We start from the raw sequence: 13,040 nt of genomic DNA, 5'->3' as shown, positions 1-13,040 counted from the left end.
TGGGTGGGGAGCAGGCAGGCCCCGCGGAGCAGGTGCTCCGCGGGGCCCGTTGTGCGTGGTGCCGCAGGTGTCAGCGCTTGACCTTGATGGTCTTCGTGACCTCCGCGTTGCCGTACTTGCCGCCCTTGAGGGTGATGAGGAAGACGACCTTGTTCTTGCCCTGGGTCAGCTTCTTCAGCGTCAGCGAGGCGCGGCCGTTGCGCAGCTTGGCCTTGCCGATCTTCTTGTAGACCGGTGCGCCGTACTCGTCGGTGCGCACGATCTTCTTGGCCACGACCGAGCCCTTGAACTTCTTGGCCTTGACCTTCTTGGCCGAGACGATGACCGAGGCCTTGGCGCCCTTGACCGCGATCTTGACCTTCGGCTTCTTCTTGATCACCTGGCTCGAGACGAGGGCCGCGCCGTCCAGCGTGCCGTTCTCCGCGGTCACGCGCAGCGTGAGGCGCTTGTTCTTGGCCGCCTTGGTCACCCGGTAGGTGACACCGTTCCCGACGACGGTGTCGCCGAGGAGCCACTCGTAGGAGTCGGTCGTGCCGCTCTCGATCGACCACACACCGGGGAAGGCGCGGACCTTGCCCCCGAGGTAGGGCTTGCCGTTGATCTCGGGCTTGCGGAAGGCACGCAGGTCCTCCGACAGCGCGGCGTTGATCCCGGTGACCGTCTCGCCGCTCTTGACGACGATCTCCTTCGCCTTCACGTAGGACGTGTTGTCGTACCACTCGGATGCGTGACCGCGGGGCACGTCGAGGCTGTAGTTGTAGAGGTCCGTGGCGTTGTAGTCGATGAACTGCACCTTGTACGTGCCCGGCACCAGGTTCGTGGCGGCGTAGGTGCCGTCCTCCTCCGCGTAGGCGGTGGTGTCGTCGAGGGGGTTGCCGAGCTCGTCGAAGAAGCGCACCGCCGTGTCCTCGACGGAGAGGGCCGACTCCGAGGTGACCGTGCCGCTCACGCCGCCGGTGAGGGACAGCGTGATGTTGACCCCACCAGCCGGCTTGGTGGCCGGGGCGGCCACGGCGTACGTCTGGGCGCCACCGAACCAGCGGGCGAGGCGCTCGTACTGACCGTCCTCACGCTCCAGCTCGTCCTTCGCCTGCACCTTGAAGATCGTTTCCGAGGTCCTCGAGAGGTCGAGGAGGTTGTACTGGCCGGACCGGTTCGCGACGGCGTAGTCGACGACCTCCGGCTTGTCGGAGTCGGCCGGGGTGTCGTAGGCGTAGACCCGGGCGCCGATGACCGGGGCTCCGGAGGAGTCGACGACGATGCCTGACATGTCCACGTTGGCCGGGTTGATCGCGGCCTCCGGGTCCGGGGCGAGCGAGGCGTTGACGGTGTAGAACGTCTCGACACCGACCTCGAGCGGGTCGGCGGTGTCGATGGTCGCCTTGTCGGCGTTCCACTCCGGGAGGTACTCACCCACCGGGTCGGTGAACTGCACGCGGTAGCTGCCGGGCGCGACACCCTCGATGCGGTAGTTGCCGGAGGCGTCGGTCAGGTCGCTGCCGACCTGGCGGCCGCTCGCGGCGTAGACCGTGGCGCGAGCCCGCTCCAGCGGCGCGTTGGCGGCGTTGACGACCGTGCCCTGCACCACGCTGCCGCGGGAGAGGACGACCTGGCCCAGGTTGGCGCCCGCAGCCACGACGTCGGCCGCCGCAAGGCTCGGCTTGTTGTTGTAGTACTCGAACGCGTAGCCGCTGGCCTCGAAGTACGCCTTGTAGTTGCCGGCGGCGACACCGACGGCCCACGAGCCGTCGGCCCGGGTGCGGGTGGAGGTGGTCGACGTGCCGGCGGCCGCGTCGTAGATCCGGACCAGGGCGTCCTCGACCGGCTTGCCGGTGGGGGTCACCACCTGACCGGAAAGGGTCGGACGAGCGGCGAGGGCGACCGGCGCGAGCGTGGTCGCACCGGCGACGGCCACCGGGTCGGCGAGGTCCATCGTCTGCTTGTCGTTGTAGTACTCGCCGGTGAGGAGCCCGTCCTCGTCACCGAAGTAGAACTTATAGGTGCCCGGCTCGACGTCGATGCGGACGAGCCCGTCGGCGACGACGGCATTGTCGACGTAGTCGTAGAAGCCGTCGGGCTGCAGCGCGTAGGCCGTGACGTAGCCGTCGATGGCGTTGCCGGCCGGGTCGGTCAGCGTCGTCGTGACGCCGACCGGCGCGGCCTGGGCCGGCGCCGCCAGCCCGATCGTGAGCCCCGCGATCACCGTCGCGGCGGCTGCGCCACCTGCAACGAGGCGCGCGAAAGCTCCCCCGTGAGTGCTGATCATTCTGTTGTCCCCCTTGGACTCATGTCGGCACACCCGTGCACGACACGCAAGCCATCCCCCGTAGGAGGCCTGTCGAAACGCAGTTCTACCGCATCCGCGACCGCCGCGCTCAGCCACCCGCGAAGGGCGGCAGCATCTCCACCACAGATCCGGGCGAGATCGTGACCGCGGCCGGGTCCTGCGAGCGCACCGGCCTGTCGCCCACCAGCACCGAGCAGACGGCGATGGTCCGGGCCGTCCGGTCGTCGGGGTGGCGTTCCAGCACCCGGCGTACGACCTCGGCGAGGGTGACGTCCCCGCCCACCTCGAACACGTCTTCCGCCGTCCCGGCCGCGGCGCGCGCGCCGGCCCAGTAGCGGACGGTGACCGTCTCACGAGCCTGATCGGCTCCGGGCGCTGCGCTCATGCGGGATATCCTTCCTCATCCCCCGGCGGACGAGGAGGCCCAGGCCATGAGCGCACTGCTGCTGCTCACCAGCGCGCTGCAGCCCTCCGCCGAGGTGCTCCCCGGCCTCGCTCTGCTCTCGCACTCGGTCAAGATCCTCCCCTCCCAGGGCAGCGCCCTGCTCGAGGCGCCCGAGGCCGACCTCGTGCTCGTCGACGGCCGCCAGGACCTCGCTGCCGCCCGCGACCTGTGCCGGCTGATCCGCACCACCGGCGCCGACGCACCCGTCCTGCTCGTCGTCACCGAGGGCGGGCTCGCCGTCGTGGCCCACGACTGGGGCATGGACGACGTCGTGCTCCACACCTGCGGCCCCGCCGAGCTCGACGCCCGGATCCGCCTCGCGATCGGGCGTGCCGGTGCCGCCTCCCCCGACGACCCGTCGGCCCACGTGATCCACCGCGGCGAGGTGGTGGTCGACGACGCCACCTACACCGCGCGCATCGGCGGGCGCCCGCTCGACCTGACCTACAAGGAGTTCGAGCTCCTGAAGTACCTCGCCCAGCACCCCGGCCGCGTCTTCAGCCGCGAGCAGCTGCTCCAGGAGGTCTGGGGCTACGACTACTTCGGCGGCACCCGCACCGTCGACGTCCACGTGCGCCGCCTGCGCGCCAAGCTCGGCGCCGAGCATGAGCACCACATCGGCACGGTCCGCAACGTCGGCTACCGCTTCGTGGTGCCGACCCGGGAGTCCGACGACGCCGCCGACGCCGCTCGGAGCCGCAGCACCTCGTCGTAGCCACGGGAGTGGGGAAGCTCGTCGTGACATGTCGAGGACGACCTTCCCCGCTGCGTTGTCCACAGCCGGGCCGGTGGCCGGGTGGGCACCCGCCGGGCGGGGCAGACGTACGCCATGCCGCTCGACGCCCTCGCCGACCACCTCGCCGCCCAGGCCGGTGTGGTGACGCGCGCCCAGCTGCTCGCGGCCGAGGTCACCCAGGCTCGGATCGACACGATGCTGCGTCGGCGGGAGCTGGTCGTCCTCCACCCCGGGGTCTACCTCACCCACACCGGCACGCCGACCTGGACGCAGCGGAGCTGGGCGGCGGTCCTCTACGCGGGTCGGTCGGCGCTGCACCGCGAGTCCGCGCTGCACCGGCCGGGCAAGGACGCCGCGCCGAAGGGTCCCGTCGACGTGGCGGTGGACTGGTCGCGGCGGGTCGCGCCACAGCAGGGGGTGCGGATCCAGCGGGTGCGCGGGCTGGAGGACCGTGTGCAGTGGAACCTGTCCCCACCGCGGGTGCGGGTCGAGGTGGCCGCGGTCGAGGTGGCGCACCGCTCGGCCGACGACCTGGCCGCGATCTCGGCCCTTGCCTCCGTCGTCGGCGCCCGCCGCACGGTGGCCGCGCGGCTGCGGGGCGAGGTCGAGCGGCGCAAGCGGCTGCGTCGGCGACGACTCCTGACTGAGCTGCTCGACGACCTCGAGCACGGCACCCACAGCGTGCTCGAGCACGGCTACCTCGTCAGGGTGCTGCGACCGCATGCCCTGCCCGAGCCCACGTTGCGACAGGCCCGGGTCGACGGTGAGGGCGGCACGGAGTACCGCGACGTCGCGCACGACGACCTCGACCTGGTCGTGGAGCTCGACGGACAGCTGCACGACGGCTCGGAGGCGCGCGACGACGACGCCGACCGCGACCTCGACGACCTCGCCCGCGGCAAGGTGGCACCGCGGTTGCGCTACCGGCAGGTCTTCACCACCCCGTGCCGGACGGCAGCCCGCCTGGCCGTGCTGTTCCGCGACCGCGGCTGGGACGGCGTACCCCGCCCCTGCGGCGCCGGTTGCGACGTGGGCAGGCACGAGTGGGGAAGCTCGTCGTGACATGTCGAGGACGACCTTCCCCACTGATCGGCCGCTAGGGTCGGCGGCGTGGACGAGCACGCCGAGGTCAGCCGGATCGCCGCCGCCGCGGAGGCCGCGGACGGAGCCTCCCCGCTCGACGAGGCCGCGAGCATGGCGCTGGCCGACGGCCGGGCCCGGGTCGTGGTGGCCGACGGCGGCTTCGCGCTGCTGCACGACGGCGACCTGAGCCTCGCGGTGCACCCCGAGCACCGCGGCTGCGGCGTGGGGTCGGCCCTGCTGGCCCGCGCCGAGTCGGCGTACGACGACATGACGGCGTGGTCCCACGGCGACCACCCGGCCGCCGCGCGGCTCGCCGCGAGCCACGGCTGGGAGCGGGTGCGCGACCTGTGGGTGATGCGACGAGCGGCGTCGGTGGAGCTGCCTCGGCTCGAGCTGCCGCCGGGCGTCGCCGTCCGGTCCTACCGCGACTCCGACGCGGCCGACGTTGTCCGGGTCAACGGCGCCGCCTTCGCGCACCACCCGGAGCAGGGCGCGATGGACGCCGACAACCTCGCCCGCAGGATGGCCGAGCCGTGGTTCGACCCGGCCGGGCTTCTCGTCGCCGAGGACGCGACCGGGATGCTCGGCTTCCACTGGACCAAGCAGCACGACGCCCGTCTCGGGGAGGTCTACGTCGTCGGCGTCTCGCCGCAGGCGCAGGGGCGCGGGCTCGGCAAGGTCCTCACCCTCGCCGGGCTGCACCACCTCGCGGCGCGCGGCGTGGATGAGGTCCTGCTCTACGTCGAGTCCGACAACGCGCCCGCGGTCGCGGTCTACTCACGCCTCGGCTTCGAGCACGCGGCGCGCGACACGCACGTGCAGTACCGCCGTCTGGCCTGACCCTGTCCGGGTAGTTAGGGACGCTTCAGTAGGTAGATCGCTCGGATCTCCTACCAGTACGTCCCTAACTACCCCGAGCGATCAGCGCAGCGGCCGCACGTGCAGCCCGACCTCCGGGTCCACGACAACCTCCTGCGCTGCCGGCATCTCGTCGACGGCGAGGGTCGCGTCGACGGGCACGTTGCGCTTGACCAGCGCGAGCGCGATCGGCCCGAGCTCGTGGTGGCGCGCGCTGGAGCCGACGAAGCCGATGTCGCGGCCGTCGTAGGACACCGGCGAGCCGGCGGCGGGCAGCCGGTTCTCCGAGCCGTCGAGGTGCAGCAGCACCAGCCGGCGCGGCGGCCGGCCGAGGGTGTGCACCCGCGCGACGGTCTCCTGGCCGCGGTAGCAGCCCTTGTCGAGGTGCACCGCCGGGCCGATCCAGCCGACCTCGTTGGGGATCGTGCGGTGGTCGGTGTCGATGCCGAACCGCGGCTCACCGCGCTCGATGCGCAGCGCCTCGAAGGCCCACAGGCCGCACGCCGGCTCGGCAGCGTCGGCGTACGCCGCCATGCGCTCGCGCGGCACCAGGTCGTAGCGGCCCGTCCCGCGGGACGGCGCCCCGCCCGGGCGCCACATCACGGCGAGGTCGTCGACCAGCGAGACCTCGACGCGGGTCATGAACTTCATCCGCTCCAGCCAGCCGACCAGCGCCTCGCCGGCGCCGGGCTCGGTGTGCGCGGTGAAGGACTCGCCGTCGTCCACCCCGGTGAACGCGTGCTCGACGTGGCCCTGCGGGCTGAGCACCAGCGCCTGCGTCCAGACGCCCGGCGCGAGCCCGTCGAAGTACTGCGTGGTCAGGTTGTGCAGCCACGAGAGCCGGTCGGGACCGGAGATCCGCAGCACGTCGCGGTGCGAGAGGTCCACGAAGCCCTCGCCGCGGGCGAGGCTGCGCTGCTCGGTGTTGAACGAGCCGTAGTGGGCGGCCACGGGCGCGTCGATGCCGTCGCCGGCGACGGCTCCGGGCAGGGTGAGGAAGGGGCTGGCCATGCCCCGAGTCTAGGTCGGGTCCCCGCGCCCGCCGGTTTCGCGACCAGCGCAGTCGGCGCAGACACCGAAGACCGCGAGGTGGCCGACGTCGACGGTGAACCCGTCGGCCGCGAGGCGCTCGACCAGCGGCGCGACCACCTCGGTGTCGTACGACGTCACCGCGCGGCAGCTGCGGCAGACCGCGTGCACGTGCTCGTGCTCACGCGTCGAGTGATAGGTCGGCGCCCGGTCGCTGAGGTGCGTGTGGCGCACCAGCCCGAGCTCCTCGAGCACCTCGAGCGTGCGGTAGACGGTGGAGGCGTTGACCGAGCGGACCTGGCCGCGCACGTGGGCGAGCACCTCGTCGGGCGTGGCGTGGCCGAGCTGCTCGACCGCGGCCAGGATCAGCTCGCGCTGGGGCGTGAGCCTCAGGCCCTGCTCACGCAGCCGGGCTGCGAGGTCGTCGCTCATCGGGCTACGCGCGCTTCAGGCGCGCCCAGAGGTGGGGCTGCAGCTCCTGGCCGACCGCCGCCATGTCGTAGGCGTAGAGGAGGTCGCCGTCGACGTTGCCGTACATCCGCGACCCGCGCTCGACCTCCTTGGCCGTCTCGGTGAACGACACCCCGGCGGTGTGCATCTCGACCTTGCCGCCCTCGGCCGCGCCGTACCAGACCTCGGAGAAGCCGATGTTGTGCGCGAGCAGGAGCTCGACCTTGCCGGGCTCGGGGCAGCGCAGGAAGCCGGTCTCCATCGCCGCGTCGCGGACGAACTCACCGCCCTCGTCGACGATCCACGCGCGCGCCATGTAGTGGAAGAACGGTCGACCGTCGTGGGTGAAGATCAGCTCCTGGCCGAACTGGAACTTCTCGATCGTCGGGTAGTCGCCGTGGCCGTTGCCGCGCCAGGTGCCGAGCAGCCAGGCGACGGGGCCGCAGTTGGGGTGCAGGTTGTCGGGCAGCTCGAAGGGCATGGCAGCACTCTAGTGTGGCCCCATGTCGCGCCCACTCGTCGTCAAGGTCACCTGCGGAGCCGACGACGCCGAGCGCTGCAACCAGGCCTTCACCGTCGCCGCCGCCGCGGCTGCGTCCGGGGCACAGGTCTCCCTGTGGCTCACCGGCGAGGCCGCGTGGTTCGGCGTGCCGGGGCGGGCCGAGGCCTTCGACCTCCCCCTCGCGACCCCGCTCCACCAGCTGATGGCCGCGGTCCTGACGAGCGGCACCATCACCGTCTGCTCGCAGTGCGCCGCGCGACGCCAGATCGGCGAGGCCGACCTGCGGCAGGGCGTCACGATCGCCGGCGCGGCGGTCTTCACCGAGCAGGTCCTGGGCGAGGGCGTGCAGGCGCTCGTCTACTGAGCGACGCGTCATCCCTCGTTCACCTGCCGGTGCCACACTTGGTCCATGACGGACCCGGCCACCCTCACCAGCGCTGCCTCGCCGTCCGTCGAGGAGGGACCGGTCGCGGTGCCCTTCGGCCACCCGAGCGAGGTCTTCGACGTCGAGCCGCCCTACACGCCTGACGAGGCGGCCATCGAGGCGGTGGAGAAGTTCGACGACCGCTTCATCGACCGCGAGGTCTCGTGGGTCCGCTTCAACCAGCGCGTGCTCGAGCTCGCCGAGGACACCGCCCTGCCACTGCTGGAGCGGGTGCGGTTCCTGGCGATCTTCGCCAGCAACCTCGACGAGTTCTTCATGGTCCGCGTGGCCGGCCTCAAGCGCCGCATCGACGCCGGCGTCGCGGTGCGCGCGGCGAGCGGGCTCATGCCGCGCGAGCAGCTCGAGCAGCTGTGGACCAGCAGCCGCGAGCTCATGGAGCGGCACGCGCAGGCACTGGTCGACCTGCTGCCCGAGCTCGGCGGCCACGGCATCGAGATCGTGCGGTGGTCCGAGCTGGACCGCGAGGAGCAGAAGGTCTGCAAGAAGCTCTTCAAGGACCGGATCTTTCCCGTCCTCACCCCCCTCGCCGTCGACCCGGCCCACCCCTTCCCCTACATCTCGGGGCTGTCGCTCAACCTCGCGGTCGTCGTACGCCACCCCAAGACGGGCACGGAGCACTTCGCGCGCGTCAAGGTGCCGCCGACCTTCGGCCGCTTCGTCGGGCTGGGCAACCAGCGCTTCGTGCCGATCGAGGACGTCATCGGCGAGCACCTCAAGCGCCTCTTCCCCGGCATGGAGGTGCTGGGCGCCCACACCTTCCGCGTCACCCGCAACGAGGACCTCGAGGTCGAGGAGGACGACGCGGAGAACCTGCTCAAGGCCCTCGAGAAGGAGCTGCTGCGGCGCCGCTTCGGCGCCCCTGTGCGCCTCGAGGTCGAGCAGTCGATGGACCCCAAGGTGCTCGACCTGCTCGTCTCCGAGCTCGGCGTCGGTCGCGACGAGGTGGTCTCGCTGCCCGGCCCGCTCGACCTCACCGGGCTGCACTCGATCGCCGACCTGCCGCGCGACGACCTCAAGTACGCCGCGTTCCTGCCCTCGACGCACCCCAGCCTGGCCGAGGTCGAGTCGGCCTCCCCCGTCGACGTCTTCGACTCGGTGGCGCGCCGCGACGTGCTGCTGCACCACCCCTACGACTCGTTCGCGACGTCGGTGCAGCGCTTCCTCGAGCAGGCGGCCGCCGACCCGCACGTCCTGGCGATCAAGCAGACGCTCTACCGCACGTCGGGCGACAGCCCGATCATCGACGCCCTCGTCGACGCCGCCCAGGCCGGCAAGCAGGTCCTGGTGATCGTGGAGATCAAGGCCCGCTTCGACGAGCAGGCCAACATCCGCTGGGCGCGCAAGCTCGAGCACGCCGGCTGCCACGTCGTCTACGGCGTCGTCGGGCTCAAGACCCACTGCAAGCTCTCGATGGTCGTGCGCGACGAGCCCGAGGGCATCCGGCGCTACGTCCACCTCGGCACCGGCAACTACAACCCCAAGACCGCGCGGCTCTACGAGGACCTCGGCCTGCTGACCGCCGACCCCGCCATCGGCGAGGACGTGGCGCTGCTGTTCAACAACCTGTCCGGCATCAGCCGCAACACCACCTACGACAACCTGCTGGTCGCGCCCGACAACGTCCGCGACGGCCTCGTCACGCAGATCCACCAGGAGGTCGCCCACCACCAGGCGGGCCGGCCCGCAGGGATCCGGATCAAGGCCAACTCGGTGGTCGACGAGGCGGTGATCGACGCGCTCTACCTCGCCTCGCAGGCCGGCGTACGCGTCGAGCTGCTGATCCGCGGCATCTGCGCGCTGCGCCCCGCGGTGCCGGGGCTGTCGGAGACGGTGCGGGTGCGCTCGGTGCTGGGTCGGTTCCTCGAGCACAGCCGCGTGTTCTGGTTCGACAACGGCGGCGACCCGGCCGCCTGGATCGGCTCGGCCGACATGATGCACCGCAACCTCGACCGCCGCGTGGAGGTGCTCGTACGCCTGCGCAGCCCGCACGTCGTCGACGAGGTCGGCGCCCTGCTCGACCTCGCGCTCGACGACGACACCACGGCGTGGGAGCTCGGCTCGGACGGCGAGTGGCGCCGCCACGTCGGCGTACGCCACCTGCACGACGAGCTGATCGCGCGCCAGCGGGCTCGCCGGCGCTGACGTCGGGCCGACGACGCGCGGGGCGGGCACAGCCGAAAGGACCCTCGCGGTTGCGTCCTTGGGCGGATCACCCCCTAGCATGATTCCCGGTTCATCCGCCCCCCGTTCGGAGTTCACCGTGCGTTTGAAGTTCCGCCCTGTCGACAGCTCGTTCTACGACCTCTTCAGCGAGGCCGCAGCCCACCTCGTCGTGGGGGCCCAGCTCCTCAGCGAGATGCTGGCCGAAGGCACCTCGCGTGCCGAGGTCGCCCAGCGCATGCGGGAGGCCGAGCACGCCGCCGACGAGACGACGCACTCGATCGTGCGCCGCGTCAACAGCACGTTCGTGACGCCGTTCGACCGCGAGGACATCTACTCCCTCGCCTCGGCGCTCGACGACGTGATGGACATGATGGACGAGGCCGTCGACCTCATCCTGCTCTACGAGGTCACCACGCTGCCCCCGGAGTCCACCCAGCAGGTCGAGGTGCTGCAGCGCTGCGCCGAGCTGACCGCGGCCGCGATGCCGTCGCTGGAGTCGATGAGCTCGCTCGACGAGTACTGGATCGAGATCAACCGCCTCGAGAACACCGGTGACAAGTCCTACCGGCGCATCCTGGCCAACCTCTTCAGCGGCGAGCACGAGGCCCTCGAGGTCATGAAGCTCAAGGACATCGTCGAGTCCCTCGAGGGGGCGATCGACGCGTTCGAGAAGGTCGCCAACATCGTGGAGCAGATCGCCGTCAAGGAGTCCTGACCTTCCATGGAGATCGGGATCATCATCGCGGTCGTCGTCGTCGCCCTGGTGTTCGACTACACCAACGGCTTCCACGACGCGGCCAACGCGATCGCCACGTCCGTGTCGACGGGCGCGCTCAAGCCGCGCGTCGCCCTGGCCATGGCCGCTGTCATGAACTTCGTCGGGGCGTTCCTCGGCCAGAAGGTCGCGCACACGGTGTCCGACACCATCGATCCTGGGCCCGGCAGCCACGGCCTGGTGATCGTGATGTGCGGCCTGCTCGGCGCCATCACGTGGAACCTCATCACCTGGTACTACGGCCTCCCTTCGTCGTCCTCGCACGCCCTCATCGGCGGGCTGGTCGGTGCCGCGCTCGCCGCCGGGGTCACGGCCAACTGGGCGGTGGTGATCGAGAAGGTCGTCATCCCGATGTTCGTCTCGCCCGTGGTCGCCTTCACGCTCGGCTTCGCGCTGATGCTGGCGATCATGTGGATCTTCCGCAACCGCAACCCGGGTCGCACCAGTCGCGGCTTCAAGATCGCCCAGACGGTCTCCGCCGCGGCGATGGCGCTCGGCCACGGCCTGCAGGACGCGCAGAAGACGATGGGCGTCATCTTCCTGGCGCTCGTGACCGGTGGCTACGCCGCCGAGTCCGACGGCCTCCCCCTCTGGGTGATCATCTCCGCGGCGGGCGCGATCTCCCTCGGCACCTGGTCCGGCGGCTGGCGCATCATGCGCACGCTCGGGCGTCGCATCATCCACCTCGACCCGCCCCGCGGCTTCGCGGCCGAGTCGGTCGCGGCCTCGGTGCTCTACACGACGTCGTACGTCTTCGAGGCGCCGATCTCGACCACCCACACCATCACCTCCGCCGTCATGGGCGTGGGCGCCACCAAGCGCCTGTCGGCCGTGCGCTGGGGCGTGGCGAAGTCGATCCTCGTCGCCTGGGTGCTGACCTTCCCTGCCGCCGCCCTCGCCGCCGCGGTCTGCTACGGCGTGGCACACCTCTTCCTCCCCTGAGGTCGCGCCGCCCGCCTCTTCTGGTTCGTCCCCCCTCTCCGCCGCGGTCCGTCATACGAACCCGCACCCATCAGGTCGGGTCCGGATGACGGACCGGCGCACGCCAGGCCTGGGTACGCCGGACTCGGTCGAGCGACGGCCGGGTCCGCGTGCCGGATCAGGCGGCAGGTCCCAAGCGGGTCCAGCCGCCCTCGACGAGGGCCCGCTCCACCTGCGCGAAGAACTCGTCCGCAGCGACCCGCAGACCCAGGACCGGAAGTCGGAGCACCGTGAGGTCCTGGAGCGTGACGTCGTTGTGCCGCAACGCGTCGGCCACCACCTCCTGGGCGAGCGCGTGCTGGATCCCGTCGATCTCGACCACCACGCCGAAGTCCTCCCACAGCACGTCGAGGTAGTAGCGACCGTCGGGCCCTCGCCGTACGGCCTGGCGCGTGGGCTCGGGGAATCCCCTGGCCCGGCACTGCCCGGCGAAGTCGAGCTCGGTCAGGCTTCGGACACCTCCGAGGAGGTCGGTCACCACGTCGGCGACCAACCCCAGCCGGGGCGCCTTCTTGACCTGCAGCAACGCCCGGGCGATGCGGTCGGCCGGCACGACACCCTGCTGCACGGCCATGGTCAGGAGCAGGGCTGCCTGACGATCGCTGCGCGCCCACAGCGCGCCCCGCACCGCGGCGACCTCCGCTCGGGTCCGTGGTGGTCCCGCCCCTGGGAACAGGTCGTCGGCACGCCACCGTCGCGTCTGGCGTACGTCGACCTGCGCGTCGCGGAACACCCGCGCCCCGCGCGGGACCGACACGCGGTGCCGGTCGACGTCGAAGCCGGTCAGCCCCGCTGCCAGCAGCGCCGACGCGCCGTCCAGACGTGCGCGTCGACCTCCCGACAGCTGCGCGGCCCACAGCAGCGATGACTGCTGGAGCGGCCCGGTGTGGGTCACCACGACGTGGCGACCGACCACCTGCCACCGTCCTGCGCGGATGTTGGCCCGGACCTCACCGCGCGTGAGCCCCAAGGCGTACAGCTGACGGCGCGAGACTGCACCCGCCTGGTCGTCGGCGAGGCGCACGGCGAGGGCCCGGCGTGCCGCGCGGAGGGCGGCGGTGCGCGGGAGCGTTTTCGTCATCGACCCACGGTGGCGCCGCTCGGCGACAGGCGGCGTGCGGCGACAGCGCCTCCTGTGGACGACCGGGGTTCGCGCGCGCTTGTGGACGGCTGCCGGCCCTGAGACGACCCCGCTGTCTCCGCGGTCCGTCATGCGAAGCCCAACAGATCAGGTCGGGTTCGTATGACGGACACCGATCCCCGGGCGACACGCCCCAGGAGCGAGG

General features: G+C 71.5%; 13 protein-coding genes. 7 read left to right on the top strand and 6 right to left on the bottom strand.

The window, feature by feature from the left end:
* Positions 1 to 70 precede the first annotated feature (70 nt).
* Both ASG76_RS00545 and ASG76_RS00540 read right to left on the bottom strand, forming a co-directional pair.
* On the bottom strand, positions 71 to 2,266 hold the full coding sequence (locus ASG76_RS00545) for a carboxypeptidase-like regulatory domain-containing protein (RefSeq protein ID WP_082587140.1): 2,196 nt from the start codon (positions 2,264 to 2,266) through the stop codon (positions 71 to 73).
* A gap of 109 nt (positions 2,267 to 2,375) precedes the next feature.
* The gene (locus tag ASG76_RS00540; protein ID WP_056598454.1) at positions 2,376 to 2,672 is read right to left on the bottom strand and encodes a MoaD/ThiS family protein; all 297 of its coding nucleotides are present in this window, start codon (positions 2,670 to 2,672) and stop codon (positions 2,376 to 2,378) included.
* Between the two features lie 46 nt (positions 2,673 to 2,718).
* Between ASG76_RS00540 and ASG76_RS00535 the strand changes: the two genes are divergently transcribed.
* The 3 genes from ASG76_RS00535 (at position 2,719) to mshD (ending at position 5,391) form a co-directional block, all read left to right on the top strand.
* Positions 2,719 to 3,447, top strand: coding sequence for a winged-helix domain-containing protein (locus ASG76_RS00535; protein WP_056598452.1), 729 nt, complete (start codon positions 2,719 to 2,721; stop codon positions 3,445 to 3,447).
* Between the two features lie 114 nt (positions 3,448 to 3,561).
* On the top strand, positions 3,562 to 4,530 hold the full coding sequence (locus ASG76_RS00530; protein WP_157558853.1) for a type IV toxin-antitoxin system AbiEi family antitoxin domain-containing protein: 969 nt from the start codon (positions 3,562 to 3,564) through the stop codon (positions 4,528 to 4,530).
* 48 nt (positions 4,531 to 4,578) lie between these two features.
* Entirely contained in the window at positions 4,579 to 5,391 is an 813-nt protein-coding gene (gene mshD, locus ASG76_RS00525; RefSeq protein WP_056598445.1) for a mycothiol synthase, read from the top strand.
* A gap of 81 nt (positions 5,392 to 5,472) precedes the next feature.
* Here mshD and ASG76_RS00520 read toward each other — a convergent pair whose 3' ends face one another.
* From ASG76_RS00520 to ASG76_RS00510, 3 genes are read right to left on the bottom strand one after another with little or no spacing between them, the layout of a single operon-like run.
* A complete protein-coding gene (locus ASG76_RS00520; protein ID WP_056598442.1) occupies positions 5,473 to 6,420 on the bottom strand; it encodes a YgfZ/GcvT domain-containing protein in 948 nt (315 codons plus the stop codon).
* 9 nt (positions 6,421 to 6,429) lie between these two features.
* Positions 6,430 to 6,870, bottom strand: a complete 441-nt coding sequence (locus tag ASG76_RS00515; protein ID WP_056598438.1) for a Fur family transcriptional regulator — start codon at positions 6,868 to 6,870, stop codon at positions 6,430 to 6,432.
* A 4-nt stretch (positions 6,871 to 6,874) separates the two neighbouring features.
* The gene (locus ASG76_RS00510; protein ID WP_056598435.1) at positions 6,875 to 7,369 is read right to left on the bottom strand and encodes an FABP family protein; all 495 of its coding nucleotides are present in this window, start codon (positions 7,367 to 7,369) and stop codon (positions 6,875 to 6,877) included.
* Positions 7,370 to 7,391: 22 nt separating this feature from the next.
* Between ASG76_RS00510 and ASG76_RS00505 the strand changes: the two genes are divergently transcribed.
* The 4 genes from ASG76_RS00505 to ASG76_RS00490 all read left to right on the top strand — a co-directional run bounded on the left by ASG76_RS00505 (position 7,392) and on the right by ASG76_RS00490 (position 11,715).
* The gene (locus ASG76_RS00505) at positions 7,392 to 7,754 is read left to right on the top strand and encodes a DsrE family protein (RefSeq protein ID WP_056598432.1); all 363 of its coding nucleotides are present in this window, start codon (positions 7,392 to 7,394) and stop codon (positions 7,752 to 7,754) included.
* A 45-nt stretch (positions 7,755 to 7,799) separates the two neighbouring features.
* The gene (locus ASG76_RS00500) at positions 7,800 to 9,977 is read left to right on the top strand and encodes an RNA degradosome polyphosphate kinase (RefSeq protein WP_082587139.1); all 2,178 of its coding nucleotides are present in this window, start codon (positions 7,800 to 7,802) and stop codon (positions 9,975 to 9,977) included.
* Positions 9,978 to 10,095: 118 nt separating this feature from the next.
* Positions 10,096 to 10,713: a DUF47 domain-containing protein gene (locus ASG76_RS00495; RefSeq protein ID WP_056598429.1), complete on the top strand. Its 618-nt coding sequence runs from the start codon at positions 10,096 to 10,098 to the stop codon at positions 10,711 to 10,713.
* A gap of 6 nt (positions 10,714 to 10,719) precedes the next feature.
* A complete protein-coding gene (locus ASG76_RS00490; RefSeq protein ID WP_056598425.1) occupies positions 10,720 to 11,715 on the top strand; it encodes an inorganic phosphate transporter in 996 nt (331 codons plus the stop codon).
* Positions 11,716 to 11,872: 157 nt separating this feature from the next.
* On the opposite strand, the gene ASG76_RS00485 is transcribed toward ASG76_RS00490, so the two are convergent.
* Positions 11,873 to 12,835: a hypothetical protein gene (locus ASG76_RS00485; protein WP_056598421.1), complete on the bottom strand. Its 963-nt coding sequence runs from the start codon at positions 12,833 to 12,835 to the stop codon at positions 11,873 to 11,875.
* Positions 12,836 to 13,040 lie beyond the last annotated feature (205 nt).

This window comes from Nocardioides sp. Soil774 (assembly GCF_001428125.1).
Classification (GTDB): domain Bacteria; phylum Actinomycetota; class Actinomycetes; order Propionibacteriales; family Nocardioidaceae; genus Nocardioides.
The sequence above is the reverse complement of the archived record's forward strand: the minus strand, read 5'-3'. Positions and strand labels throughout refer to the sequence as shown.

Excerpts from the sequence above, each read along its gene's own strand:
- ASG76_RS00545 (WP_082587140.1), bottom strand. The coding sequence starts at position 2,266 with ATGATCAGCACTCACGGGGGAGCTTTCGCGCGCCTCGTTGCAGGTGGC.
- ASG76_RS00540 (WP_056598454.1), bottom strand. The coding sequence starts at position 2,672 with ATGAGCGCAGCGCCCGGAGCCGATCAGGCTCGTGAGACGGTCACCGTC.
- ASG76_RS00535 (WP_056598452.1), top strand. The coding sequence starts at position 2,719 with ATGAGCGCACTGCTGCTGCTCACCAGCGCGCTGCAGCCCTCCGCCGAG.
- ASG76_RS00530 (WP_157558853.1), top strand. The coding sequence starts at position 3,562 with ATGCCGCTCGACGCCCTCGCCGACCACCTCGCCGCCCAGGCCGGTGTG.
- ASG76_RS00520 (WP_056598442.1), bottom strand. The coding sequence starts at position 6,420 with ATGGCCAGCCCCTTCCTCACCCTGCCCGGAGCCGTCGCCGGCGACGGC.
- ASG76_RS00515 (WP_056598438.1), bottom strand. The coding sequence starts at position 6,870 with ATGAGCGACGACCTCGCAGCCCGGCTGCGTGAGCAGGGCCTGAGGCTC.
- ASG76_RS00510 (WP_056598435.1), bottom strand. The coding sequence starts at position 7,369 with ATGCCCTTCGAGCTGCCCGACAACCTGCACCCCAACTGCGGCCCCGTC.
- ASG76_RS00505 (WP_056598432.1), top strand. The coding sequence starts at position 7,392 with ATGTCGCGCCCACTCGTCGTCAAGGTCACCTGCGGAGCCGACGACGCC.
- ASG76_RS00500 (WP_082587139.1), top strand. The coding sequence starts at position 7,800 with ATGACGGACCCGGCCACCCTCACCAGCGCTGCCTCGCCGTCCGTCGAG.
- ASG76_RS00490 (WP_056598425.1), top strand. The coding sequence starts at position 10,720 with ATGGAGATCGGGATCATCATCGCGGTCGTCGTCGTCGCCCTGGTGTTC.
- ASG76_RS00485 (WP_056598421.1), bottom strand. The coding sequence starts at position 12,835 with ATGACGAAAACGCTCCCGCGCACCGCCGCCCTCCGCGCGGCACGCCGG.